The following is a 26101-nucleotide window of genomic DNA, read 5'->3' as shown; positions in this document are numbered from 1 at the left end:
TTGGTTATTTTCGTCACAGTCAAAATCGTTGTGTGCGTGTATGCAGATGCGAGATTTTCATCAGAATGTCGAAAATTATCGAGATTAGTCGGCATTGGCGACTATTATGGGCAGGTGGCTCTGGTGTTGATCCATCCTCTAGAACACCTGTAGGGCAAGTAGAAGATTCAAGGCGATTACGGGTGCTAGTATTAGCGTTGGTGGTCGTGGGGGTGATAGCCGTCGATGTGGCAGCCGAAACAGGATTTAGTTTCTGGTCTGCACCATTGAATACGGTGGGGGCGATATGGAGTTACCAGCGTCGTCGTAGCCGAAATGTAGCAATTAAATTTGCGATCGCGATTGGTATGTTGTTAGCCCTGGGTGCATTTTTTGGTCAATTACTGGGGAATGCGCGTAATGGTGGCGATACACGGCTGATTTTGGCTGAGTTATTGATTCAACTCCAGGTTTTACACAGTTTTGATATGCCACGAAGGAAGGATTTGGGCTATTCAATTGTGATTGGAGTGATTTTATTGGGTGTGGCGGCAACTTTAAGTCAGACCTTAGCGTTTGCCCCAGTACTATTAGTATTTCTGGCGGTGGCTTTACCAACGTTGGTGATGGACTATCGTTCGCGTTTGGGAGTTCGACCAGATCCATTAATTAGGCAAGGACGCGGACTTCGGGTTGGTAAGTCGTCTTTGCCATCTTATTTTGGCTTATTTTCCTTAGTTTTGGCGATTGGTTTGGGTATTTTCGCCGTTTTACCTCGTTTTCCTGGCTATCAGTTGCGGATGTTCCCGGTGAGTTCTCCGGTGGAAATTCGCGGGGATTTTACTGGTCGCACTATTATCAACCCTGGTTACAGTCGCGCTGCGAGGAATGGGACTGGTGAGGGGGAAGATGGTCAAGGAAGTGGTGGAAATGGTTCCGGTGGTTTAGATTCGACTTCCTACTACGGTTTTAATAGCAGTATTAACCAAAACCGACGGGGACAAATGACTCCCAAGGTGTTGATGCGGGTTCGTTCCCAGGTGGAAGGGTTTTGGCGGGTTTTGGCTTTTGATCGCTATACTGGTCAGGGCTGGGAAATATCACGGAATGACCAGGTAAACACGATTCGTCGTCCCCCCTGGTCCTATCAATTGACCATACCCCCTTTGGAAATGAGGGGCAAAACCCAGGAAGTGATTCAAACCTATTCGGTGGTAGCAACAATGCCGAATTTAGTTCCAGCCATGAGTATCCCCAGGGAAATCTACTTTCCCGCTCCGGCGATCGCGGTTGACCCTGAAGGTGGTTTGCGCGCACCTGTACAACTGGGGGATGGGTTTACCTATACGGTGGTGTCTGATGTTCCCTATCGCGATCGCACTCTTTTAGGTCAAGCTGGTAATAATTATCCACCGGGGATTCTCAGTCATTATTTACAGGTTCCACCGGCGATCGCCGAGCAGGTGCGTAACCATACGGAAAAAATTCTGGCGGACTATAACCGAAATCGGGTTGGCAATGAAATTAAGCCGTTGACTTCTAATTACGAAAAGGCTTTGTATCTAGCTCAGTATCTGAAACAGTCCTATCAACTTCCTGATAATCCCGATGATTTACCGTTGTTAGGGGAAGATGAGGATTTGGTCACTGCTTTTCTATTTAAAAATCGTGGCGGCTATCCTGACCATTTTTCCACCACCTTAACGATTATGTTGCGTTCGATTGGTATTCCAGCTCGTTTGGTGGCTGGATTTGCTCCAGGGGAATTCAATCCGTTTACGGGGTTGTACATCGTGCGTAACACTGATGCCTATGCAATGACTGAGGTCTATTTTCCTAACTATGGTTGGTTTACTTTTGATCCCATTCCTGGACACCCTCTAATTCCCCCCTCGGTGGAAGAAACCCAAACTTTTACTGTCCTCCAAAAATTCTGGAAATGGGTAGCTGGTTGGCTACCATCTCCTGTCACCGGTTTTTTAAATCATTTGTTTGCCTCGATTTTTGGCAACTTGGCTAGATTTATCGCTTGGTTGATTGCCCTATTTACCCAGGGATGGCTAGGTCTGATTACTGGCTTAACGGTAATGACTGGATTTGCTTTCAGTGTTTGGCTAATCTATCAACAGTGGCATCAACTTCGAGTCAAGGCGGCTATGGGCAAACTACCTCCGATGGAAAGGTTGTATCAATATATGCTGCGGTGGGGGGGGGAACAGGGGTTTTCCAAGCATCCAGCCCAAACCCCCCTCGAATACGCGCAAGTGGTCTCTGCCAATTCTCCCCCGGAAACTGGGGCAATGATAACGGAAATTTGTCACGCCTATGTTAGTTGGCGCTACGGACAAAAACCCCCTGAGATGGAAAAACTACGCGATCGCTGGCGCGAATTCACCACCCAACAAAACACAAAAATGAAAAGGCAATAGGGAAATCCCCAGAATTAGGGCTTAATAAAAGTATTTTACAGGGCATATCAATACTATATTGATATGCCCATATTATCTAGCAATGTTGACTTTTGGTGATAATTTGCTTTTTTTGCGCTAATTTGCCCAAATATTTGGAAATATCAACTATTTCTGTCACCTAAATCCCTAATTATCTTTCCACAAATAATTAATTGGACTCAAATATTCACCACAACATCCTGCTTGCGTCTGTAAATATCTATAAATTCATCAATCGTCATTAAACAATGGGATTTACATATCTGTAATTTGGACAATTCAGCCAAAATATTTTTTATATCTGACGAAAACTTTTTGATTCATCTATTAATTAAATCATCGGTAATGATGCCATCAATTTATGATATGTTGTGATATGGCAAATATATTGACCTTCTAAATCTGCTCCTAGACGACTGTTCTCGATACTTTACTTCACTTTATGTAAAAAATCTCAAAATAGATTTTCCCCTGAATGTGAAGTCTAATTAATCGCATCGATGAACATCTATTTAATTTACTTATTTTGATACTAGTTCACGCATGACACTACAGAAAAGGATTTTACTTAGCTCTGGTAGAAAAAAATTACCTGTATCTAAAGAAAGATTTTCGGTAAGTGGATTGCCAAAAAACTAATCCAAAATAATATTAACTGGCAAAATCATTGCCAGAGAATTCATGGTGTAGTAGCAGATTTTTTAGGGATAATATGAGAAATAGTCGAAAAAAAAGCAAATCACGCAGCATATAGCGTAATTTTCCTATGGACATTCAATTAATCAACATCGGCTTTGGCAATATTGTTTCCGCCAACCGAGTAGTTGCCATTGTCAGTCCAGAGTCTGCCCCTATTAAGCGTATTATTACCGATGCCCGCGATCGCGGGCAACTAGTAGATGCGACCTACGGACGTAGGACTCGGGCTGTAATTATTACTGATTCTAGTCATGTGATACTATCGGCTATTCAACCAGAAACGGTGGCAAACCGCTTTGTCATCGCTCGTGAACATCATGTTGTCGATAATTAATCAAGAAATAATTAAATTTATCGTGGTGGGTAATCAGTCCCACCCTATTTATGGCATATCGGCAGTAACATGTGAAAATAAATGGATACCTCTCAAGCATACTACCCACCCTATTAGTCAAATTGGTTACTTTATGAAGTAACTGAGCTATGGCTATAGGCTTTCTCTGGGAGTCACCTCCCAGAGATAAATAACTTTTATCTATTAAATTTCACAGGTTGAGCGGATGATGCAAGTTATATCAGTTGCAAATAGTGATACTAGTAAACTTTGTACCTCACAAGGCAGGCTAATTGTCTTGACAGGTCCAAGTGGTGTCGGCAAAGGTACCTTAATGCGTTTGTTGCTTCAGCGTCATCCAGACCTATATTATTCCGTTTCTGCTACCACCCGCGCACCCCGCGAGGGAGAGATTGACGGCCAGCACTACCACTTTATCAGCAGGGCACAGTTTGAAAAATTAGTCGCCAGGGGGGAATTTTTGGAATGGGCTGAGTTTGCTGGTAATTATTACGGTACTCCCAAAACACCTGTGCAGAATCAGGTTGATGCTGGCAAAAATGTTCTCTTGGAAATAGAATTAGAAGGCGCAAGACAGGTGCGCAAGTCCTTTCCCCAGGCATTTAGTATTTTTATACTTCCTCCTTCTATTGCCGAATTAGAAAAGCGGATTCGGGGACGAGGACAGGATTCTCCAGAAGCGATCGCCAAACGAATGCACCGCGCAATTGAGGAAATTTCGGCTGCTGATGAGTTTGATTTAAAAATTGTCAACGACGATTTAGAAAAAGCACTATCGGCGATTGAATCTGCTTTGTTTGAGGAATCAGCAATCACCAGTAACGCTAACCCTAGGACAAAACATACTCATCAGGTTGTTTGTGTGAATGATTCTGGATTTATTCAACATCATGAACAGTCGGTCAGCAGCTGAACTAGTAATAGGTTAGCTGAAATAAACCGAGGATTAACTTTTTATCTAGTGACCATGCTCCGCGTGGTCGCTTAGTGAGTTGAAGGCTCTGCCTTCATTCACGAGGTAGAAGCCTCACAGATTCTTCTCCCACGCGGAACATGGGAGCGAGGGGAAAGGTAGGTGTATTTACGCCGCGCGGTTCTAGGGTAGTTGCGATCGCAGTTCCTAGATTTCTCACGAGTAAGTTGTAAGCCTTGAGTAACGGATTGATTTTCCTTCTACGGACTATCCCTGTGAGTTTTAGGGTTTTGTGAGAAATGCGGGAGTTAAATCTGATTTACTGTGGGAAAATTGAGAAGCCGGACTTTGATCATAATTATCCTGTGAGATTCTTATCATCAAAACCCGACTTCTTGAGGTTGTCGAATTCACATAAGTTCAGTGAATTTTAACTAAATTGTGCGGAATTTTAACCTAACCGCCAATGCTTTGTAAAAATCCCAAGTTACTAGTTAGGAAATAGGCCACTATCGCACCGCCAATACCGCCAATTAGGAATGCACTAGCAAAATTATTCCAACCTTCTTTGGTGTTGAAGGAGTCGGGAGGGTTGGGTACTGTGACGCTGGCAAAAGGTTTACCAGGGTTACTGTTGGCATATAAGGATAGGCAAGCGGTCAAAATTACAACTAAACCAATGCTTCCCAGCATACCAGCGAGGTTAGCATTAGGGGCATTCCGTAATGGACCGAGCTTGGCAAAAGGTCCAAATAACAAGTAGCCATGAGCCATACCTATTTCCAAACCACGACGGAAAGGAGTTAAACCCGGACGATAGGCAGGTAAGTTATTAATATACCAGGTAGTTAGGGCCGATGAGTTAATCGGTGTTTCTAAATTACCTTGTTGGGGGTCGCGTCCTGCGGCTCTGACTACTTCCCGATTTCTAGGGTCGCTCGCCAGATTTTTAGATGCGTCAACTGATTGAACCATATATTTCGTTTCACCTCAAAAATTGAAGTTATCAAATCTGTTCAATTTTGCAACTGATTTGTCAACTAATCACCTAGATTGTTGTCAGTAATTGCGCTATTTAAATCCAATCGAATTCATAATTCTGAATTCGTAATCGCCTACGGTAATGAACCTGCGCCTACTCAATGAAGAAGATTTTAATTCCCCTACTTATTGTAAGCAGCCCTGTTTCAGACGAGATTTAAATCCCCAATTGAAACATTTTTTATATTTCAGGCGAGATTTAAATCCCCAATAGAAACATCATTTATAAATTACGAATTACGTAGCTTGCTTCCCGCGTAGCGGGTATTACGAATTACGAATTATTTAAATCCTATTCACAAGCCAACAAAAACCTCAATCAAGTTGAAAATTGAATCAAATGCAATCTTTAAACCGGATTTTTACAGGGGATGGAAAAGCAAATCGGGGAAGAACCGATTAAACTCGATCAACAAACCTGCCGTGAAAATTAACAAAGCAAAAATCAATACAGGTGCGGTTGACAAATATTTCAATAAGTGCTGTTGTTCCATAATCCGAACTCCAAAATTAAAGTATGTATGAATCAAGGATTTACCCGGCAAAACTAGGGGGTTTTTCAGGTAAATTGATTTTCAAATTCCAGAATCTTGATCTCAAACCTAACGGGGAGAGATGGGAATTTCGGTATCAGGAGCTGTTAATTCACCAGATAAGAACTCTTTGACAGCCGCAGCAGGCCAAGCAAAGCCAGAAAGCATCATGGAAAATGCCAAAGGTACATCAATGATAATTTCTTTAAGTTCTGTATCTTTTTGTTTGCGGATGGCGATTAGATAAGCACGACCAACCCAACCAATCCAGCCTGCAATATACAGGAACAAAATACTGGGAATCAAAAAGTCTCCAGCCCGGTCAAGACGACCATCCACAATTAAGTGGGGTAGTCCCTCTGGACCACACAAAGCCTGGGAGTAGCGAGCAAAGCGCTTTTCTCCCGATTGGGGGTCAGAGGTGGTATCACGGGCAGTTTTGGCGCGCTCTTGGAACGCTGGTGAGTCTTTGCAAGGTACTAAATCTGCACCCAGAGCCAAGGTGGGAGGTGCAAAATTGAACCACAGGCAAATCGCTAAGATCAGAGCAAATAAACGTCGCATGGAATTGTTTCCTTTTATTACGAAACCAAAAGTTATTTGTACAAGGAGAGGCGGGTTGTACAATCATGATTTGCATAACTAGCATGTCATCATATCCCTGGTGTGGGAACTGAGTAAAGTTGAAGGAAATAAAAGTTAAAGCTTCTCAACGGGAAGAGATAAAAAAATGGTGCAGGGGAGTCGGGGGTAGGGTTAGTAAATAATAATACAAATAGGGCTTGCAGAAAAATAGTAAAACTCTTATCTTGTAGGCTTTGGAGGCTAAAAGTGCAAACAAGGTTGGTGTATAGAAACTCAAAAACCTTGCATCTGTAATTTTTTGCAGCCTATAAAAAGTAGAATTGTTGGTTTAAAACTATTCTCTAATCCCTACTCCCTGTTCCCTACCCTCACTAAAAGACTTTTACAGTAGACCCTAAGTTATAAATAACAAATAATTTCACGTGAGTTCGATGAACCTCACCCCAACCCCTCTGTGACTTCCCAGAGGGGCAGAAAATCCATAGTTTTCAATCAAAAATCAATTCTTTCAAAAGCTCTGTTCCCAAGGTAGAGAGCTTTGGAGAGGTATTCTTTGAGACTGTGTAATTCACGTTAATTGAATTGCGTATATTCTGTATCCTGTCTCCTATCTCCTATCTCCTACGAAGAAAATGGCAACCATATTAGCGATAGAAACAAGTTGTGATGAAACTGCGGTGGCGATTGTGCGCGATCGCCATGTTTGTAGTAGTGTGATTACGTCCCAAATTGATACCCATCGTCCCTATGGTGGGGTTGTACCGGAGGTGGCTTCACGGCAACACTTGGAAATAATTAACTGGGAAATTGACCAGGCTGTGGAACAGGCTGAGTTAGGTTGGGATAGTATTGATGGTGTGGCGGCTACCTGTGCGCCGGGGTTGGTGGGGGCTTTGTTGGTGGGGTTGACTGCGGCTAAGAGTTTGGCTGTGGTTCACCAAAAACCGTTTTTGGGTGTGCATCACCTAGAGGGGCATATTTATGCTAGTTATTTAAGTGAACCGGAATTGCAACCCCCTTTTTTAAGTTTGTTGGTGTCTGGGGGGCATACAAGCCTGATTCACGTCAAATCCTGTGGTGTCTACGAGTCGATTGGGGAAACGCGGGATGATGCAGCTGGTGAGGCTTTTGATAAGGTGGCGCGATTATTAAATTTAGGGTATCCGGGGGGTCCGGTGATTGATAAACTGGCAGCAATGGGTAATCCCCAAGCCTATCCCTTACCAGAGGGACGGGTTTCCCTCCCCACCGGGGGTTATCATCCCTACGATGCTAGTTTTAGTGGTTTAAAGACGGCTGTATTACGGTTGGTACAAAAGTTAGAACAGACAGAGGAAAAGAATTCACTTCCGATTGCCGATATTGCCGCCAGTTTCCAAGATACCATCGTCAGAGCATTAACTAAACGAGCGATCGCGGCAGCCCTTGATCTGGGATTGGATACCATCGCTGTTGGTGGTGGTGTGGCTGCGAATCGCGGTTTACGCCAACATTTAACAGCAACGGGTAATCAGCACAATCTCCGGGTGTTATTTCCCCCTTTGAAATTTTGTACGGATAATGCGGCGATGATTGGCTGTGCTGCTGCTGACCATTTCCATCACGGCCATGTTTCTGACCTCAAACTGGGTGTGAATTCCCGTTTATCTTTGGCTAGGGTGATGGATTTGTATGTTTAGGGAGTCGGGAGTTGGGAATGGGGAATAGGGTGCAGGGGGAATATAGAATCGGCTGTTGCTATTTAGTCGGAACCTCGTAGGTTCAGTACCCACGCGGAGCATGGGTGTGAGGGAAAAGGTAGGCGTATTTACGCCACGCAGTACTAGTAAAACGGTATAATTCCTGAAGAAAATAGTTCATTCCTACGGACTATCCCTACTCCCCACTCCCTATTTTCTCGCGAGATACTAAAGCAGTAAGCGACGAATTTCTTTGGCTACAGTTTCCGGTTGTTCTAGCATGGCAAGATGACCACAGTTGGGGATTTCAATGACGTTTTCGCCACAGTACTGGAAAGAGGGGTGGAAGCTGGCTAAATGCCTGACGTATTTTGGTTCCATCACCTTATCATCGGCTCCGGCGATAAAATAAACCGGCTGTTTGAGTTGGGATACTAGTTGGGGTAGGCGATTTATTTCTTCTTCTGTGGTTGAATCCATCAGGCTTCCCAAGGCTGCTTCGGGGTCGGCGACAACAAAGTCTATCACCCGTTGTCTTGCCCATTGTCGCTCTAGGGGTCGGGCAACGCTGGCACGGGAAAATAATATATCAATTAAAGGTAACTGGGATAGCCACTTCGGACGAACCTGTAAAAATCGCTGCCCTGCACTCCGAAATTGCTCGAAGGCTTCACGTAAGTATATACCACCACCAGAATTGATACAAATTACACCTTTGATGCGCTCAGGCATCTGGGCCGCAGCCCAGAGGGCAATCGTCCCCCCCAGGGAATGTCCGATTAACCAAACATTATCAAGTTGCAGCTGACTGAGCAAAATCCCTAAATCTTGAGCATAGTTGGCGGGTGCATAGGCAGAATTAATCCTGGTAGCCACTTGACCCATGTCCAAACCAGTTTCCTGAGTAGGCGATCGCAAATTACCAGTGTTGGGCTTGGCTTGGGAATCGCCAAAACCACGCAAATCATAGGATAAACATTGGAAATCACCACAAAGATTAGAAATTAAAGGCTGCCAGTACCCACGACTATTTAGCCAACCGTGGATAAAAACTAACGTGTGGGAATGGGAGGTCGATTGAGTTAAATCGTATGCGTGCGGAACGCCCAAGATGTCGATTGTTGCCATACTTTTATCGTACCCCTATAGACGGGTGCGACTGAATACGGTTAGGGATGAATACTGAAATTTCACAATGGGTACAAGTTAAAATAACAGATTTTTAACTGTTTATTTCCAAAATTATTTTGCCTAACTTAATTTTTATCTCATCGCGAATAAACTGTGGTCAGAATTTGGCAGGATTTGACTAGTTATAAAGAAATGTAACAAAAAACAATATAGTGATTAAACCTTGTGAATTTATTTTCCTAGTAATCTTAACTTTACGCCCTCAGCTATTTTATGACCTAAATATTCGGGTATCAGACTTTCATTGGGTCCTAATAAATACAAAATTAAACGGGTTCGTCCTCGCCAAACCAGTAAATTGGCGTTAACAACCAGTAAATCCTCCTGCCAAATTGCGTACATCACCTTATAAAAAAGACCCGGTTGGCTATCGGCTTCCACTACTAGCGCAGGTAAATGGAAAACGGGATCGACGTAAAATTCTGTTTGTACCTGCTCTAACCCTGCATCCAGGTTAAATTCCACAGCTAGCATTTCTTCAACCTCAAATCGTCCTCCCAAGGCTTCACGAATTGCTCGACATACATTTTCAGAGGTTTTCTCAGTCAAGCTTTTGCTACCACGGGATACCAGTAGCTTGATGAACACCAGCATGGGTGGCTTAATTTGACCGTATAGGCTCAGGGAATGAATTGTTAATCCATAGGCAGCTAAAACACCAAAAATATCACTGAGTAGAAATGATTGATTACGGTAGGCAAAGTGCAAAGCGCTTTTACTTCCTTCCGGTTTCAATTCAATGACCGCCCGTCGCGTTTGATACAGACGGTATGCCAAACGTAAATTTTGCAGCTGAATTTCGCTGCTGACGAATTGCTCGTAGAACTGGGGAAAGGAACGGTTAAACCGCTTGAGAAGTTCAAGAGTCGAGGATTTTAAACCAGAAGCCATCATGTAGGAGTAAAACCATTTTGGATTTTGGATTTTGGATTTTGGATTTTGCGGAAAGTTAGTGGGAGATTTATTCTTCCGCCAAACTTTCCAAGACGGATTTTGGATTTGGGAACCCCTTGTTGTATCAAGGTTTCATACTTCCATCTATACCCATTCTGTTTCAAATTGGGATGAAACTTGCTTTACCTGTGTCCAATGACTAAATTCATGCTGATCAATCAACGGGGGATGTTATATTCAAATTTAGATTGGTGGAATTTATTCCGGTTCCCTATGTTGTAACAGTTAATTTCTCCTTGGCTTGCTAACAAAGTGCTAAAGTTGATAATTATTGGTGTATGACATATCCTTGTTTACCTATAACAGCGATTTTGGCACACACCCATAGAATCTGGAATCACGGTTTTCTCTCAAAGATGGGTTGAAGTCATTTCAACTTACAAGTAGGAGGAACCAATTTAGTTATACTACCCTGGCTGGCATGGGTTTTTGGAAAACTTGGTTTAACACCGCGAATACGACAACAAATTCTCGCACTTTACCCTTTGAAGAGCATACAGGAGATGGGACATCAAGTCTAACCGTCTCCGGAGATGCTTCCGGTTCTGTGCGTATTGTTTTTAGCACAGATCGGGATATAGACTTGTATGAACTAGAAGAACTATGTGACGCTGTAGGTTGGTCTCGTCGTCCCCTGCGAAAAGTCAAGAAGGCGATTGAACATAGCTTTATTGTCACTACAATGTGGCAAGTTCGCGGAACTCAAAGGCGGATGATTGGTTTTGCTCGTGCAACTTCTGACCACGCTTTTAATGCCACAATTTGGGATGTGGTTGTCCACCCTGATTTTCAAGGTAAGGGGTTAGGTAAGGCGTTGATGAAATATATGCTCAAGAAACTGCGTGCTGAGGAAATTAGCAATGTCACGTTGTTTGCTGACCCCCATGTGGTAGATTTCTATCGCGGTTTAGGATTCATGTCTGACCCGGAAGGAATTAAGGGTATGTTTTGGTATCCTCAATAGTTGAATTTGAGACTGCGCACGCTGATATATTTACCTTTAGGTTTGTTGACAGTTGACAGGTGACTGTTGCTCTCTAGGTATGAACTATCTAGAAAGACCAAGATTTTGTCATCTCGTTAAATATTTCCTACCGTTTGCGAAAATTCAACATCTAAAATTTATTGACCATTTACGGGTCTGATGGTTTAATATTATAGAAGTGTGTTAGTCTCCGGGATGTAGCGCAGCTTGGTAGCGCGCCTGCTTTGGGAGCAGGATGCCGCAGGTTCAAATCCTGTCATCCCGATTAGAAAAACAAATAAAAATAATCTATATGATTAATCGATTGGGTTTAAAAGCAATCCTCAATCCTTCTTTTCATTCTGTATGATTCATCGATTGGGTTTAAAAGCAATCCTCAATCCTTCTTTTCATATTTATTGGGAATGGATATTGCAGTGTTTAGTATCTGCAAGTGGAAGCTCGAAAAAGATTGATGGAAAATTCTTGATTAGTTCCTCCATCTGACGGAACTATGGAGAGGGAAAGTTGACAGCGCGATCGCAAAAATCTTTAGTGGTCTGTCCCATAAGTTCTTATGGGGTTGGTAGTAGTGGCTTTAACCTCGGAAAAGCTTTACCATAAAGGCGCTAAAGCTCTACTACGTGCCTTTCTAACTTATCAAAGCTAGTTTGGCCAAAAAAGCCCATGATGAGATTTGAACTCATGACCTCACCCTTACCAAGGGTGTGCTCTACCCCTGAGCTACATGGGCATTGTGGAAAGTGGGCCGAGCTGGATTTGAACCAGCGTAGCTTGCGCAACGGATTTACAGTCCGTCTCCATTAACCACTCGGACATCGACCCAAGTTGTCCACGATTATATATATTACCATAGATATTTAGAAATACAATGCCTAAACAGAAAATTGTTGCTTCGCTTGAATCAAGCTACCCAAAGGTGTCTATAGTCCTCAATACAGTTCAGTTAGACTTAAAAGCCGGATTATTGGGTAGGTTGGATTGAAGAATGTAGAGGCAGTAGCCCTTGTGGAATGCGTCCCCACGCGGAGCATCGAGACGAGATCATCACAAAAACCGTGTGAACTTATGGGTAAATTTCCACAAAATCAACAGTCTATGCAAAGCCTCAACTGAACTGTATTGCTATAGTCCTAAGCGAAAAGGTTAAGTAGGTAGGTGCAATTTAACATAAAACCGCAACATAACCGATCATTCGGCGTAGAGATGACCTGACGGGTCGTCTCTACTCCCTGATCTCAACGACAATTTTCACCACCCACCTACTTACTACATATAGTTTGCTTGGAGAATTTTTCAAAAAAAAGAGAGAGCCACTTGGGTAGCTCTCCAGATCATCAGGGTGCATCTATGAGACTACTATAGCATACTTAAGTGAGGGGTCAAACCCCCCATGCGTATTTTTGACAAAAATCTCGGAAATTTTTCCCACAAGTTTCCAAAAAGTTATTAATACTTAGGAAATTATACTTAATCTTAATATTTTTCGATTGAAAACAAAAAGAGAGCCACCTAGGTAGCTCTCCAGATCATCAGGGTGCATCTGTTTATTATATTAATTGATTTTTGGGGTGAGGGGTATGACCCCTCATAAAGTTTTTGTTAAAAATGCTTGAAAAAATGGTGTAAATTTCGTTACTCAAATAATAATTGTTAAAAAAACAGAGAGCTACTTACGTGGCTCTCCGGATCATCAGGGTGCATCTACATAACACACTATAGCATATCAGGGCTGGGGGGTAACACCTATTTTGGGGCAATTTTATGTAAATTTTTCTTAAGGATAAGATAAAGAAGTAATACCCTTAAATTTTGCGGAAGTTTGAGGGAGATTTATTTTCCGTCAAGCTGTTTTTTGAACCTAGCTCAGAAATTTTGGGTTAGTCGATCACCAGGATTGTGTGGTGTTTATGCGTTGAGCTTTTTCTCAACCAGTTCATTGGTGAGACGGGGTTCAGCACGTTTATCAGTTTTCTTGAGGACTTGTCCGACAAAAAAGCCTTTGAGTTTAGTGTTACCACCGCGATATTTTTCGTATTCCTTGGGGTTTGCGGCGATGATTTCGTCAATTAGGGATTCGAGGGTAGTGGTGTCGGTGATAAGTTCACTACCGGCAAAAGCTGCTTCTGGGGTGACACCATCCAGGAGGTCGGTGAGTTTTTCTTTCGCGATCGCGTTACTAATTTTACCACTTTCGATGCGGTTGATGGTATCGGCGAGGTTTTGGGGGGTGAGTTTAATATCGTTGATGGTGAGTTTTTGTTTATTTAGGTAAGCAGCGATATCTTGGGTAATCCAGTTTGCCGCAGCTTTTGGGTTAGCACCTGTGGCAATTACGGCTTCAAAATATTCCGCAGTCTCCCGTTCTTCCGTGAGTACGCGTGCATCATAGGCAGAAAGCCCTAGCTCCGATTCATAACGATGGCGTTTTTGGGCTGGGAGTTCCGGTAACTCGCTTTTCCAGGTATCTAACTGACTAGGGGAAACCTCGATTGGACCTAAATCGGGTTCTGGGAAATAACGGTAATCACTGGAACCCTCCTTAGTACGCATACTGATGGTGCGTTGACTACCTTCTTCCCACAAACGGGTTTCTTGGATGATTCGTTCACCAGCTTCGATTGCAGCAATTTGGCGGTCAATTTCGTATTCGATCGCTCTTTGGATGGCATTAAAGGAGTTCATGTTTTTAATTTCGACTTTAGTGCCAAATTTTTCTTGTCCGACGGGACGAACAGAAATATTCACATCGCAACGCAGGGAACCCTCTTGCATGTTACCATCGCTTACACCCAGATAGCGCATAATCCGTCGTAATTCCTGAGCGTATTCCGCAGCTTCCTGTCCCGAACGTAAATCTGGTTCAGAAACAATTTCGATTAGGGGGACACCTGCACGGTTGTAATCAACCAAAGAATAGGCCGAACCAGCCAAGCGATCGCTACCTGCGTGAACTAATTTACCTGCATCTTCTTCCATGTGCAAGCGGGTAATACCGATTTTTTTCCGGATTGGATTTCCGTCTTTATCGATGAGTTCGATTTCCAACCAACCATGTTCCGCAATCGGTAAGTCGTACTGGGAAATTTGATAATTCTTAGGTAAATCCGGGTAAAAATATTGTTTGCGGTCAAATTTACTATATTTAGCAATTTGGCAATTCAAAGCTAAACCCGCTTTAACTGCATATTCTAAGACCTTTTGATTCAGTACGGGTAAAACACCAGGTAAACCCATACACACCGGGTCAATATTTGTATTTGGTTCTCCACCGAAAGCCGTTGAACTATCAGAAAATATTTTTGTCTTCGTACTTAATTGGCAATGGGTTTCCAGACCGATAATTGCCTCATACTCAGTTTTGACTGGTGTCGCAGATGTCATAAAAATGAAATACGTATCCCGAACTATCACTTCAGGCTACTATTGTAGACTCCAAAGGGCATCCTTGGAGTAGGGATTCAATTCAAAACAACAGGTCGCGTCTCTCCATCTAGCTATCGACAGATATGTTGGGTGATGAGGTCTACCTGCCAATAGAGAAAAATTTGGCGAGAAACTAAGCTTTGGTGAGAAGCTGACAGTAAGTGGTGGGGAATAGGATATTCATAATTCTCAAACATGATAAATCTAATTAATCACCAGGAGAAATTATTCTATGGGTATCGAAAATCGTGTAGATGCAACTTTAAAAAACATCGAAGGTAAGGTCCAAGAAGTTGTGGGAGAAGTAACCGGAAATCCCCAAGACAAAGCAGAAGGAAAAGCGAAGCAAGAAGCTGCTCAAGCTCAACATACAATTGAAAATATTAAGGATGAGGTCAAAAAAGCAATTGACTAGTATTTAATCACACTAGAAGTATTTACGTAGCTGGCATATTATTTTAAGTTTTGGCTTCACACACTAGTCTAATGCAGGGGTTGGTTGGGTATATCCCAACTTTTTTTCTGGCTTGATACAGTCCTTAATCTTCCCTAGCTCATCCTGGGGATAAAAATAATTATTCCTTCGGTGAGATTTAAACCAGTTGCGATCGCTCCTATGATGAAGTCACAGAGATGGAAATAAATTGTTCATTAATTATTTGAATTCTTTGTTGCCATCATCCATCATTTTTGTGCTAAATTTCCTTCCCACTCCCTACTCCCCATTCCCTATTCCCTAAGAAAGAGTTTGAGGATTTATGAGAAATCCGGGAATAAGTATATAAAAAGCCCATAATTTTTCGATGCGTAAATCCGCAAAATTAGTTTGTTGTTAGATTACTTAGGAAACGTATGCAGACTATTTCTCGTAGCAATAGCAAAAGCAATCTTCATGCCACTCGAATTGATTTGCCAGAAGAAACTAGAAAACAAATAGTGGAAATGTTAAATCAAACATTGGCTGCAACTAGCGATTTAAGAAGCCAAGTAAAACAAGCTCACTGGAATGTTAAAGGTATGAACTTTTTCCAGTTGCACGAAATGTTTGATGAAATGGCAGACCAATTAGGGGAATATATTGATATGGTAGCCGAACGAGCTACAGCTCTGGGTGGAATTGCCCGTGGTACAGTACGAATGGCAGCCGCAGACTCAATTTTACCAGAATATCCAATTGATATTACTGATGGAATTGACCATGTAACCGCTTTAGCAGACCGTTTTGCTAGCTATGGTAAACACCTACGGGAAAATATTGACCGTGCGGATGAACTCAATGACCAGGATACCAATGACCTATATGTAGAGGTTTCCCGTACCATTGATAAATATTTGTGGTTTCTAGAAGCCCATCTACAAGGTAAATAATACCGATTGGAAAAAAAGAATGCAATAAATAAATCCTGTAGAGACGTAGCGATGCTACGTCTCATATATGTGTTGTAAACATTTACATGTATAACCGAAGGGATTTATTTCTGAGATGGCTACTCCCTATTAGCTCTCTTTTGATAAAAATCATAGTAATGATGGTCTTCGCTATCGTGGGGGTTGTTGTAGCGCCAAGTATTAAGGGGTGGAAAGTGGTATGGTTGAAATTTCGTGATGCTGTCGAGGGTTTCCAAGGCAAAAGGCTTGTGTTCGGGTACGTCATCCCAACCAATAAGTAATATACCGCGATCGCGTAAACAGTTATAAGATGCGCTAAAGGCTGATTCGACTGCTTCCCGTTCATTTAAACCCCAGCCAAATACACCATTGCAAATAATTAAATCGAGTTCTTGAGGTTGAAAGTAATTACCTAGATTACTCATGGAGTCAACAATATGATGTTTGGCTCCATACACTCTTTTGAGGGGATTTATATCAATTGTCCAATACTCTTGTCGTGCAAATATTTTTTGATAGTGTTTCGTATAGGAACCACAACCAACAAATAAAACCTTTTTGACATCAATTTGACTGGCAAAATACGGCATTATTTCCTGTTCTAGCAACCTGCGTTCATGATTTTCAATCGGAATATCCCATCCCATTACTGTACTTATTAATACTTTTGCTTTCTGTAAAATCATAGGAGGCTAGTATTACATTACATTGTCAGTATAATAAGTGTCATCAGGGTCTTCTATGTAGATTTCATGAATATCGGCTACTAGTATTCCACCACATTACAAATGAGTTTTTAATAGGTGAGGGAAGGCACTTAGCAGTGCTTCAGCACTTTTGTACTAACACCACCACTTTGATAGATGAAAAAAAGGTACGTAGTTGTGCCAGTCTACGATAACCATGCGGATATAAATATTTACACTGACAAAACTAAAAATACTTAATAAATTATGTAAAAAAAACAGGCTAGAAGCCTGTTCCACATCAGTTAATTAACTACAGCATTTCTGACCTTGATATCCGGGATATTCCAGAAAGTACCACCCGTAGCAGAATGTTGGATATTTTCAAAGCGATCGCGGACTGCGGCTAAGGAATAGGGGTTAACCAGGTGAATCAAGGGTAAGTATTTCTGGGTGAGTTGTTGGGATTCTGCATACAAGGCTTTGCGTTTAGTTTCGTCAAATTCCCGTGCAGCTTTGACATACAATTCACCAATTCTAGCTTCCCACGGATACACCACTCTCCCTTCAATCGGTTTAGAACCAGGACCTGGTTTCAGGTTAAACATGTGGGAACCACCATCGGGAGTCCAAAGGTTAGCGCTGGAATTGGGTTCAAAACCAGCACCAAAACCAATCAAACTCATCTCCCAATTCATGGTATTATCTAATCTATCTAGGAATGCGCTCCAAGCTAGGGGTGTAAAATCCACCGTCATACCAATTCTACCTAGATCCTGTTTTATCTGCGCACCTATAGCTTCACGAATTCGATTACCAGTATTAGTCAGCAAGGAAAATCGAACTAAATTACCATCCTGATCTAGTAATTGACCCCGTTCGTTATATCTAAACCCAGCTTTCACTAGCAATTGTCGTGCTTTTTCTGGATTATATTCATAAACCTTTAAACCCTCTTCTGGGGATAGATAATAGGGACTTTCTGAATATAAAGGCGAATTTTGTAACTCCCCTAAACCACGGTAAGTATTATTAATCATCGCTTCCCGATTAATACCGTAGGCTACCGCTTGACGAAATTCCACCGTATTAAACCAGCGTGATTTGATGGGGTCCACTAGGGGAACACCATTACGTCTACCCTGATTCAGATTAAACATCACAAAGGTGGTAGTTGCAGCCGGACCACCATTATAAATTTTAAAATTACCCTGTTCTTCCTGGGCTTTAAGTAAAGAAAAATACTCAGGTGAGACCGCAATCGAATCTAATCCACCGGAACGAAACTGAATTAAACCCGTATCCGTCGATTCCACAATTTGCCAAACAACTCTTTCAATATAGGGTTTTGGCTTTCCCTGCGGATCTTTTTGCCAATAATAAGGATTGCGTTGAAAAATTATCCGTTGACTGGTTTGATAACGGGCTAATTTATAGGGACCATTCACCACCACTTCCTCTACAGGTGTATCCACACCCCATTTAGCCAAAAATAAGGGTTTGCCTTCACTATCCCTTTGATCGATGGATTCTTTCAGCGCGTGTTTAGGTAAAATCGGCAACCCTGTCACCCCTAAAAAGGGTCGAAACGGTTCAGGTGTGGTAAATTCCACTCGATTCGCATCAATTTTTTTGACCGTTGGTAATAAACCTTTTTCTCCTACCTTCAAAATATCGCGGGTATCAGTGGGAATATCGGGATTTAGGTAAATGTCATTATAGGTAAAAACCACATCATCCACCGTCAAAGGTTTACCATCTGACCACTTCAAACCATCACGCATGGTAAATGTAATTTTTAACTTATCTTCCGAAATTTGCCAGGATTTCGCCAATGCTGGTTCGATTTCCCCCGTCAAAGGATTTTCGGAAATTAAACCCTCAAAAGTCAAGGGAAAAATATTCGGAGACTCATTACTCAAAGCATAATTAAAGGTCTTGACATCGCTGAGAATGCTTGTCACCAATTCCGAAGTTTGAGCTGCATTACTGCGCATTCCTGCTGGATTGCACCCATGTAAACCAATCGCGAGCCAAACTCCTAGCAAGGCAAAAATCCAACCCCGACGAAATATTTGTGTAGAAACCCTAAATTTAGTTAGTAACTTGTTTCGTAGCATGTTTGAATTGTGGGTGTGTAAGGCAAAATAAATTTGCAACTGTGAAAGCTAAGATTTTAACACTGTCTGCTGGAGTTGGAACGTTGGTTGAGGCTTCCCGTTGTTAAACTACACACACAATAGGCAAAAGTCTCAATTTGCAAGGATTTCAACCTTTCGGGATCTCAAATTCATTTTGCCCGATAACCTCTCAAACCGCAAATTCCACAGTTCAAGAAAAATAAATTACATTATCCTTTGATTAAGAAAGCTTTGTCTAATAGGGTTTTTGCTCCCATATACTGATATTTAGAGTCAAAAAAAAGTATTTTTTAAATCACCTGTCTAGTCCTTCAAAACGTTACATTTCATTAAAAATATGCTTAAATATGTAACTGGTTAAGTTTTTTAGGCAAAATAACATTCAATGGCAGTAAATTGATTCTCCCTACTTAGGTATCTACTTAAGTATGATTGTCATTCCGCCAAAGTCATATCTTTGACAAACGTTGTAAATCGGAAATCATGCTCAACCGTCTTTGCAACATCCTAACGGCTACAGAGAAGTTCAGGGTCTTCTATCAAAACCGCGTTTGATTGAATGATTGGTTGAGCAAATCAAAACCAAACCATGACAAGCGCCCTAATTAAACTATTTTTAATCTCTGCGAGGAATTAACCAGTGTCTAATCGAGTTTTATCTTCCAAACAGCAAAATCGCTTGGATAGTATTAGTGGTTTTACTGCCAACCTGACACCTGCATCCCCCTTAGAGGAAAATATTTCTTACTCAGGTGCTGCTGACCCAGTAGCTGCATCCACCGGAAGTATTCAACCAGTTTTAAATATCGGTACTCCCAATAGATATAACCCTAACGGTACTGCTCAAGTTATAGCCCCTAGATTAAGTATTGTTGATGCAGACGGGGGTACTTTAGATGCTGCTAATGTCTTCATTTCCGGTACGTTTAACCCCACCACAGAGAGTTTAGGAATTAGCGGTCAAACAGGAGAAAATGGTACTATTGGGGCTTTGAGTTGGAGATACAATCCCACAACGGGTGTACTTTCCTTTACAGGTACTGCCACGAATTTAGAGTACGAAAACGCCCTCAAATCCGTCACCTACACCAATACCAGCGCACAACAAGGTCAAGGACGGGAGATCGAATTTTCCCTTGGTCGTCCGATTTATTACGCACCCAATGGTCATTACTACGAATTCGTAGAAAATCGCGGTATTTCCTGGACTAATGCCAATAATGCAGCCAATGGTCGAGATTACTTTGGACTCCGAGGTTATCTGACGACGGTTACTAGCCAAGGCGAACAGGACTTCATTCAACAACGGTTAGCTGGTAATGGTTGGATTGGTGCAAATGACGTTGAAACACCCGACACCTGGAGGTGGGTGACAGGTCCAGAAGCGGGTACTATCTTTTGGTCAGGTGGTCCGAAAGGACAGGGTGGTCAACCTGTAGAAGGTAGATACGAAAATTGGCGTACCCTCAATGACCCGGAACCCAATAATAGTGGGGGGAATGAATCATATGCTCACATGATCGGGAATGACGGTATCGACAATGGACAGTCCCGTGGGAAGTGGAATGACCTTCCCGATGACCGCGATTACGGATCCATCCCCCAGTTTGAACCCCTAGGTTACATTGTGGAATACGGTGGTTTTGCGAATGAAACCCAACCCCAAACTAGAGGTTTGGCAAATCTGGTCTTTGGTGCTGATAATCCACTGAATTTTCCTGATTTTAACCGAGATGGTACGCCGGATATTCTCTGGCGAAATTATAATGACGGCAAAAATGCTGTTTGGACGATTAAATACAACGCAGCTAATACCACAACACCTTTCACATTAGGTTCCGATAGCAAATTTATCACCCAGGTGCAAGATACGGGTTGGAGTATGGAAGGCGTTGCCGATTACGATAATGATGGGGTGCTTGATATTCTCTGGCGTAATTATAATGACGGGAAAAACGCTATTTGGTTAATGCAAAATGGTAGCGCTGGTCTGGAGTTGAAGAATGGTTACTTTATTACAGATGTTCCGGACACCGCTTGGGAAATAGAAGCTGCAAAAGACTTTAATGGCGATCGCAAACAAAATATTTTGTGGCGAAATTACAAAACTGGACAAAATGCGATTTGGACTTTGGACTTTAATGCAACGAACACAAATAATCCCTTCTCTTTGAATTCAGCTGGAACCTTATTTATTGATGAGCAAACAGACACTACCTGGGAAATAGCTGGTTGGCATGATATGACGGGTGATGGAATTGCAGATATCGTTTGGCGCAATTTCAGTACTGGAAGAAATGCTGTCTGGGGATTAAGATCAACAAACGGTGTACCCTCGGTTGATAATACCAAGCAATATTTTGTGGCTGATGCACCCTTTGGTTGGGAATTAGAAGAGGTGGTTGATTTCAACGGTGATGGTATTGGTGATTTCCTCTGGCGTAATTACACTACTGGTGAAAATGCTATTTGGGAAATGAGTAGTGGAGGAAATTTCAGACAAAATGGTGCTTATTCTGTGACTCCGAATGTGACTCCTGCTGCTGATTGGGAAATTGAGGGTGTGGCTGATTTCACTGGTGATGGAATTGGCGATATTCTCTGGCGTAATTATGCCACCGATGAAACTGCTATTTGGCGGATGCGTCGGAATCAAAGTGGCAGAATTGAGTTGGATGGTGGTTTCTCCCTAAATCAACGAACCAGTGACACAAATTGGGAAATTGAAGCTCCAAGTGCTGGTAATCGGATTCTCACGAGGTCGGTTTAAAGGTGGTTTTTTACCCTTGACTGACTGTTTTTTCGGAGACAATCCGTTGGATCGGGAATAGGGGTGTTGCGGATTGGGAGTATGGATTGATGTCAGGTGATCCCTGTGGGTATTCCCAATATCATGAATCATTAAAGAGTATTGTTTACCCATGCTCAACACGTACATTCATACTCCAATTCTGCAACGCTTTTTTTGAAGGGTATCAGCTTAAGCAAAGTATGGTGTTTTTGAAAAGAACCAACATATAAACTTCACACCTAAACAACAACTTCAGTCATAATTCGTCTTCTTTATGAATTTTTCATCTGTTTGGCGGCTATCTACACGATAACTTTATATATTGGTCTGGAAAATACTTAAATATAAAGATATAGTGAGGCTATCAAATTTACATCACTTACCTGTAACTTATAAACAGGGTGTATTCAGTAAAAAGTTTATAAATTTAATATCTGCGTCATTGTCAGCCGGTGTTTTATATCGGGTAAGACATTTGCCTGGAGTGTTGCGTTAACTGCTCAGTAATTGTAGTTGTCGGAAAAAATAGCGATCACGCTATTTTGCCAGTCTAGATCAGGAAATTATCATGAGTGACAGATGGATTTCCTTTGTAGAGACGCGATATATCGCGTCTCTACATAACCACGGTATATCGCGTCTCCGCGTAATATATGTATCCTGCATACATGTCGTGTCCCATATTTGGATGATTGGCAGATATTTTTGGAATCGGTAGTTAAGTTGCGCAAGTAATAAGCTATACGTGCGGTATAGTGAATTCAACGAGAGCGAGATCAAACTTGGTGTTTGTCAAGCTAATTTAAATAGATAAATTTGGAAAATATTAAAAGTTTCAAATCTTGACAGAAACTGCGGGTACTGATATAAATTTTACTTCAGCATAGTGATTATTCCTAAGTGTTTCTGCCCCAAAAAAGTAACTTGGCTAGTATTTAATGACTGGATATAGAAGCTTGATTGATTACTGAATTGTCCTCTTGATACCTGTAAATACCTAGGTACGGAAAAACTTATATAATAACCGGCCTAATTCTGAGGTTGATTCAATTAATTTGTTTAAATAAAGTCAATCAATGATTCTATATTTATATAGTGAATAATAATAGTTAAACTAACTCTACTCAATAGTGGTGATGAGGAAAGTCAATTTACTGAACGTCAGTATCAACAATATGACGATGCTGGAATTACTAGAGCAGCTACGTCAAGGTGGAGTTGTCTTCACTCCGAATGTAGATCATGTGATGAAACTTCAGGTGGATTCAGAATTTTATGATGTGTATCAAAATGCAGATTATCGAGTTTGTGATAGTCAGGTGTTGAAATATGTCTCCTGGTTTCTGGGTACTCCCATTCAAGAGAAAATTTCTGGTTCCGATTTATTTCCAGCTTTTTATGAGTATTACCAAAACGACGAAAGCATAAAAATATTTTTATTGGGTGGTCATACAAGGGAAATTGCTGAGACTGCACGGCAAAAAATTAACCAGAAGCTAGGAAGAGAGATGATTGTTGAATCCTATTCTCCTCCCTTTGGGTTTGAAAAATCACCAGCAGAATGTCAACGAATTGTTGCGAAAATCAACAATTCAGGTGCTACGGTTTTGGCTTTGGGGGTGGGTTCTCCGAAACAGGAACTTTGGATTGCGAAGTATCGCCATCACTTGGTAAATGTGAAAATATTTTTTGCCATCGGTGCTACGATTAATTTTGAGGCTGGGGGTGTGCAGCGATCGCCGAAATGGATGAGTGAAATTGGCTTGGAATGGTTACATCGATTGCTCATGGAACCACGCCGTTTGTGGAAGCGTTATGTTTTAAGTGCAGCACCTTTTTTATGGTTGGTTGTCAAGCAAAAATTGCGTTTGTACAAAAATCCTTGGTCTGACGTGGATTTAGCACTAGAAGAATTACATAATTATAGTTTTCCAGATAATTTAAATCAAAATCTCAACCGCGTTCTCACAGCTGAATTGGAGCCCTTGGGCAATCAGCCAGTCAGATACGTCACAGACAAAATAAATCCCAGCTAATTTTACGTAAAATTTCGTTGACTTTAGTTGACAAAACAGGATTTAATTGCTTAAGAGGTTTCGGGGCACTCTATGGAAAATCCAAGCTATCTAGAAGAGATCGACGTTCACAGATATTGGTTAGTGTTAAAGCGACGTTGGTTGGTTGTAGTCGGGATATTAGCAGCATCTACAGCCTTGTCTGGATTTGTGCTTTCGACCCAACGTCCCCAATTTGAGGCAATCGGTCAATTACTATTCCAATCAAATCGGACTTCAGCCTATACAAAAATTGGCGAAAATACAGGGTCTTTAGAAAGCTTGCGTCACGAATCTAACCCCCTCTCAACCCAGGCTGTGGTATTGCAGTCTCGTCCCATTTTAGAGCAGGTAATTGCCAAATTAAATTTACGCGATCGCAACGGCAAGTTACTCGACCCGGATTTACTCAAAATCAAGGTGGAACCGGTTATGGGTACGGACGTATTGAAGGTTTCCCATATCTCCGACAATCCCAACTTAGCCGCAGCCGTTGTCAACCAAGTGATGGAGTCCTACGTCGAAAGTAATATCCAGAGTAACAGGGCAGAAGCCCAATCGGCCGGGAAATTTATCGAGCAGCAATTACCACGAGCAAGAGCGGAGTTAGAAAAAAGTGCAGAGGAACTCAGGAAGTTTCGCACTCAAAATCAAATTGCAAATTTACCGGAAGAAGCCAAAACCACCGTTGAGTCCATTGCCAAGCTGACCGACGAATTAAACAGTACCCAAGCAGAACTCGCTCAAGTTACATCCCAGATGGGTCAACTGCGATCGCAAATGAATATATCCAGTGAACAAGCAGTGGATATTTCCACACCGGGGGTACAGGACGCAATCACCGAATTACAAAAACTACAACGTCAATTAGCAAACGAGCGATCGCGCTACACTGAGTTTCACCCGAAAATTCTCAACCTGAAACAGGAAATAGCCCAAGTCCAAGGTTTAATTCAGCAACGGGTAAATGCATCTTCCGGAGCAAATTTCAATACCACTCCAGAGCGGTTAGAAGTACAAGGACTGAGGGAAAAACTTCTCAACGAATATGTGCAATTGCAAGCTCAACAAGCTGGTTTAGCAAGTCGGGTACAGGAACTATCAAATTTGCACCGGATTTATAGACAACGCACCACCATTATTCCCAATCTAGAGAAGCGTCAAGGAGACTTGGAAAGGCGCTTAGGAGTGGCTCAGAAAACCTATGAACATCTGTTGAGCCGTTTACAAGAAATTCGCGTTGCCGAGAATCAAACCGTCGGCAATGCCAGAATCATTCAAGCAGCTGCACCCCCCCCATTACCAGCCAAATCCAAAATGAGTTTGTTAATTGGTGTCGGTGGAGTTTTTGCTGGATTATCTTTAGGAATTGCAGCAGCATTTTTAATTGATTTGGTAGACCGTTCGATTAAGAGTGTCAAGGAAGCAGAGTCGGTCTTTGGCTATACCCTACTGGGTTTAATACCCCGCTTTGACAGTTCTGTGAGCAGCAACCGTTCCGAAGAATTATTTGCTGGTGTCTCCCCCCGCGTTATCGTGGCCACAACCCCCCGGTCTGTCATCCATGAAGCGTATCAAATGTTGCAGGCAAATCTGAAATTTATCAGCCATAAAAAAGTTCGTACTATTGTGATTACCAGTTCCGTAGCTGGGGAAGGAAAATCGGAAGTAGCAGCTAATTTAGCAACCTCCATTGCCCAATCAGGTCGGCGAGTGTTACTAGTGGATGCGGACATGCGTAATCCTAGTCAACATCACCTTTGGGGAAGAATCAACCCCACGGGTCTGAGTAATATCCTCGTGGGACAGGATGACATGTCGAAAGCAGTACAGACAGTCACAGGGAATTTATCAGTTCTCACCGCCGGAGTTATTCCACCGAATCCTCTAGCATTACTGGATTCAGAAGCGATGGTGGCGATTGTGAAAACCTTGTCCCAGGGATATGATTACGTGATTTTCGATACTCCGCCCCTTCAGGGGAACGCCGATGCTGCAATTCTCGGCAAAATGACAGATGGAATCCTGTTTGTGGTTCGTCCAGGGGTAGTAGACTCCGCCAGAGCCACTGCGGCAAAATCATTACTGCAACGCTCCGAAGCCAATATTTTCGGTATGGTTGCCAATGGTATCCGTGTAAAATATGAACCGGATAGCGATTTTTACTATGCTAGCCCCAGGGGGGAAACAATGGTGGAGGGAAAAGAGAAAGTTGTGATTAATTAATAATTCTTAATTACGAATTAGTAA

Annotated in this window: 19 protein-coding genes, 3 tRNA genes and 1 pseudogene; 11 read left to right on the top strand and 12 right to left on the bottom strand. The window is 42.1% G+C overall.

What is annotated here, in order from left to right:
- Positions 1 to 65: 65 nt before the first annotated feature.
- The 3 genes and pseudogenes from CDC37_RS06115 to gmk all read left to right on the top strand — a co-directional run.
- Entirely contained in the window at positions 66 to 2408 is a 2343-nt protein-coding gene (locus CDC37_RS06115) for a transglutaminase TgpA family protein (protein ID WP_096620960.1), read from the top strand.
- Positions 2409 to 3195: 787 nt separating this feature from the next.
- A complete protein-coding gene (gene remA, locus CDC37_RS06110) occupies positions 3196 to 3462 on the top strand; it encodes an extracellular matrix/biofilm regulator RemA (protein WP_096620959.1) in 267 nt (88 codons plus the stop codon).
- 226 nt (positions 3463 to 3688) lie between these two features.
- Positions 3689 to 4282 (top strand): annotated as a pseudogene (gene gmk / locus CDC37_RS06105) (guanylate kinase); the annotation flags it as partial.
- Positions 4283 to 4490: 208 nt separating this feature from the next.
- On the opposite strand, the gene CDC37_RS25440 reads toward gmk, so the two are convergent.
- From CDC37_RS25440 to CDC37_RS06090, 4 genes are all read right to left on the bottom strand, one after another.
- On the bottom strand, positions 4491 to 4616 hold the full coding sequence (locus CDC37_RS25440) for a hypothetical protein (protein ID WP_255408901.1): 126 nt from the start codon (positions 4614 to 4616) through the stop codon (positions 4491 to 4493).
- Positions 4617 to 4852: 236 nt separating this feature from the next.
- The gene (locus tag CDC37_RS06100) at positions 4853 to 5371 is read right to left on the bottom strand and encodes a photosystem I reaction center protein subunit XI (RefSeq protein ID WP_096620957.1); all 519 of its coding nucleotides are present in this window, start codon (positions 5369 to 5371) and stop codon (positions 4853 to 4855) included.
- Positions 5372 to 5799: 428 nt separating this feature from the next.
- Entirely contained in the window at positions 5800 to 5934 is a 135-nt protein-coding gene (gene psaJ / locus CDC37_RS06095; protein WP_442861082.1) for a photosystem I reaction center subunit IX, read from the bottom strand.
- 105 nt (positions 5935 to 6039) lie between these two features.
- Positions 6040 to 6534, bottom strand: coding sequence for a Photosystem I reaction center subunit III (locus CDC37_RS06090; protein WP_096620956.1), 495 nt, complete (start codon positions 6532 to 6534; stop codon positions 6040 to 6042).
- A 653-nt stretch (positions 6535 to 7187) separates the two neighbouring features.
- Here CDC37_RS06090 and tsaD point away from each other — a divergent pair.
- Positions 7188 to 8234: a tRNA (adenosine(37)-N6)-threonylcarbamoyltransferase complex transferase subunit TsaD gene (tsaD, locus tag CDC37_RS06085; protein WP_096620955.1), complete on the top strand. Its 1047-nt coding sequence runs from the start codon at positions 7188 to 7190 to the stop codon at positions 8232 to 8234.
- Between the two features lie 228 nt (positions 8235 to 8462).
- On the opposite strand, the gene CDC37_RS06080 is transcribed toward tsaD, so the two are convergent.
- Both CDC37_RS06080 and CDC37_RS06075 read right to left on the bottom strand, forming a co-directional pair.
- A complete protein-coding gene (locus CDC37_RS06080) occupies positions 8463 to 9362 on the bottom strand; it encodes an alpha/beta fold hydrolase (protein WP_096620954.1) in 900 nt (299 codons plus the stop codon).
- Positions 9363 to 9596: 234 nt separating this feature from the next.
- Entirely contained in the window at positions 9597 to 10316 is a 720-nt protein-coding gene (locus tag CDC37_RS06075; RefSeq protein WP_096620953.1) for a hypothetical protein, read from the bottom strand.
- A 484-nt stretch (positions 10317 to 10800) separates the two neighbouring features.
- Between CDC37_RS06075 and CDC37_RS06070 the strand changes: the two genes are divergently transcribed.
- Both CDC37_RS06070 and CDC37_RS06065 read left to right on the top strand, forming a co-directional pair.
- Positions 10801 to 11343 carry a GNAT family N-acetyltransferase gene (locus CDC37_RS06070; RefSeq protein WP_096620952.1) on the top strand — a complete coding sequence of 181 codons (543 nt, stop codon included), beginning with the start codon at positions 10801 to 10803 and terminating at the stop codon, positions 11341 to 11343.
- 212 nt (positions 11344 to 11555) lie between these two features.
- Positions 11556 to 11629, top strand: a tRNA-Pro gene (locus CDC37_RS06065).
- A gap of 396 nt (positions 11630 to 12025) precedes the next feature.
- Here CDC37_RS06065 and CDC37_RS06060 read toward each other — a convergent pair.
- The 4 genes from CDC37_RS06060 to CDC37_RS25435 form a co-directional block, all read right to left on the bottom strand.
- Positions 12026 to 12097 (bottom strand) — tRNA-Thr (locus CDC37_RS06060).
- A gap of 11 nt (positions 12098 to 12108) precedes the next feature.
- A tRNA-Tyr gene (locus CDC37_RS06055) sits at positions 12109 to 12189 on the bottom strand.
- A gap of 1083 nt (positions 12190 to 13272) precedes the next feature.
- Entirely contained in the window at positions 13273 to 14748 is a 1476-nt protein-coding gene (gene gatB / locus CDC37_RS06050) for an Asp-tRNA(Asn)/Glu-tRNA(Gln) amidotransferase subunit GatB (RefSeq protein WP_096620951.1), read from the bottom strand.
- Between the two features lie 113 nt (positions 14749 to 14861).
- Positions 14862 to 14987 carry a hypothetical protein gene (locus CDC37_RS25435; RefSeq protein WP_255408899.1) on the bottom strand — a complete coding sequence of 42 codons (126 nt, stop codon included), beginning with the start codon at positions 14985 to 14987 and terminating at the stop codon, positions 14862 to 14864.
- 35 nt (positions 14988 to 15022) lie between these two features.
- On the opposite strand from CDC37_RS25435, the gene CDC37_RS06045 reads away from it, so the two are divergent.
- A complete protein-coding gene (locus CDC37_RS06045; protein WP_096620950.1) occupies positions 15023 to 15205 on the top strand; it encodes a CsbD family protein in 183 nt (60 codons plus the stop codon).
- A gap of 437 nt (positions 15206 to 15642) precedes the next feature.
- Positions 15643 to 16158 carry a DNA starvation/stationary phase protection protein Dps gene (gene dps, locus CDC37_RS06040; RefSeq protein ID WP_096620949.1) on the top strand — a complete coding sequence of 172 codons (516 nt, stop codon included), beginning with the start codon at positions 15643 to 15645 and terminating at the stop codon, positions 16156 to 16158.
- A 119-nt stretch (positions 16159 to 16277) separates the two neighbouring features.
- Here dps and CDC37_RS06035 read toward each other — a convergent pair whose 3' ends face one another.
- Both CDC37_RS06035 and CDC37_RS06030 read right to left on the bottom strand, forming a co-directional pair.
- Positions 16278 to 16865: a hypothetical protein gene (locus tag CDC37_RS06035; protein WP_157780665.1), complete on the bottom strand. Its 588-nt coding sequence runs from the start codon at positions 16863 to 16865 to the stop codon at positions 16278 to 16280.
- Between the two features lie 305 nt (positions 16866 to 17170).
- Positions 17171 to 18985: an ABC transporter substrate-binding protein gene (locus CDC37_RS06030; protein ID WP_096620947.1), complete on the bottom strand. Its 1815-nt coding sequence runs from the start codon at positions 18983 to 18985 to the stop codon at positions 17171 to 17173.
- Positions 18986 to 19646: 661 nt separating this feature from the next.
- On the opposite strand from CDC37_RS06030, the gene CDC37_RS06025 reads away from it, so the two are divergent.
- From CDC37_RS06025 to CDC37_RS06015, 3 genes are all read left to right on the top strand, one after another.
- On the top strand, positions 19647 to 21776 hold the full coding sequence (locus CDC37_RS06025; RefSeq protein WP_096620946.1) for an FG-GAP-like repeat-containing protein: 2130 nt from the start codon (positions 19647 to 19649) through the stop codon (positions 21774 to 21776).
- 1157 nt (positions 21777 to 22933) lie between these two features.
- Positions 22934 to 23833: a WecB/TagA/CpsF family glycosyltransferase gene (locus CDC37_RS06020; protein ID WP_096620945.1), complete on the top strand. Its 900-nt coding sequence runs from the start codon at positions 22934 to 22936 to the stop codon at positions 23831 to 23833.
- A 72-nt stretch (positions 23834 to 23905) separates the two neighbouring features.
- Complete coding sequence (locus CDC37_RS06015; protein WP_096620944.1) at positions 23906 to 26077, top strand: GumC family protein; 2172 nt, start codon at positions 23906 to 23908, stop codon at positions 26075 to 26077.
- Positions 26078 to 26101 lie beyond the last annotated feature (24 nt).

The organism is Calothrix sp. NIES-3974 (genome assembly GCF_002368395.1).
Taxonomy (GTDB): Bacteria; Cyanobacteriota; Cyanobacteriia; order Cyanobacteriales; family Nostocaceae; genus NIES-3974.
Note: the sequence above shows the minus strand (reverse complement) of the source record. Positions and strands in the feature narration are given on the sequence as shown.

Bases quoted from the DNA above. Each gene is read 5' to 3' on its own strand.
- CDC37_RS06020 (WP_096620945.1), top strand. From the start codon at position 22,934: ATGAGGAAAGTCAATTTACTGAACGTCAGTATCAACAATATGACGATG.
- tsaD (WP_096620955.1), top strand. From the start codon at position 7,188: ATGGCAACCATATTAGCGATAGAAACAAGTTGTGATGAAACTGCGGTG.
- CDC37_RS06015 (WP_096620944.1), top strand. From the start codon at position 23,906: ATGGAAAATCCAAGCTATCTAGAAGAGATCGACGTTCACAGATATTGG.
- CDC37_RS06070 (WP_096620952.1), top strand. From the start codon at position 10,801: ATGGGTTTTTGGAAAACTTGGTTTAACACCGCGAATACGACAACAAAT.
- CDC37_RS06080 (WP_096620954.1), bottom strand. From the start codon at position 9,362: ATGGCAACAATCGACATCTTGGGCGTTCCGCACGCATACGATTTAACT.
- CDC37_RS06035 (WP_157780665.1), bottom strand. From the start codon at position 16,865: ATGATTTTACAGAAAGCAAAAGTATTAATAAGTACAGTAATGGGATGG.
- CDC37_RS06075 (WP_096620953.1), bottom strand. From the start codon at position 10,316: ATGGCTTCTGGTTTAAAATCCTCGACTCTTGAACTTCTCAAGCGGTTT.
- CDC37_RS06090 (WP_096620956.1), bottom strand. From the start codon at position 6,534: ATGCGACGTTTATTTGCTCTGATCTTAGCGATTTGCCTGTGGTTCAAT.
- CDC37_RS06100 (WP_096620957.1), bottom strand. From the start codon at position 5,371: ATGGTTCAATCAGTTGACGCATCTAAAAATCTGGCGAGCGACCCTAGA.
- CDC37_RS06115 (WP_096620960.1), top strand. From the start codon at position 66: ATGTCGAAAATTATCGAGATTAGTCGGCATTGGCGACTATTATGGGCA.
- CDC37_RS25435 (WP_255408899.1), bottom strand. From the start codon at position 14,987: ATGTTTGAGAATTATGAATATCCTATTCCCCACCACTTACTGTCAGCT.
- dps (WP_096620949.1), top strand. From the start codon at position 15,643: ATGCAGACTATTTCTCGTAGCAATAGCAAAAGCAATCTTCATGCCACT.
- CDC37_RS06030 (WP_096620947.1), bottom strand. From the start codon at position 18,985: ATGCTACGAAACAAGTTACTAACTAAATTTAGGGTTTCTACACAAATA.
- gatB (WP_096620951.1), bottom strand. From the start codon at position 14,748: ATGACATCTGCGACACCAGTCAAAACTGAGTATGAGGCAATTATCGGT.
- remA (WP_096620959.1), top strand. From the start codon at position 3,196: ATGGACATTCAATTAATCAACATCGGCTTTGGCAATATTGTTTCCGCC.
- CDC37_RS06045 (WP_096620950.1), top strand. From the start codon at position 15,023: ATGGGTATCGAAAATCGTGTAGATGCAACTTTAAAAAACATCGAAGGT.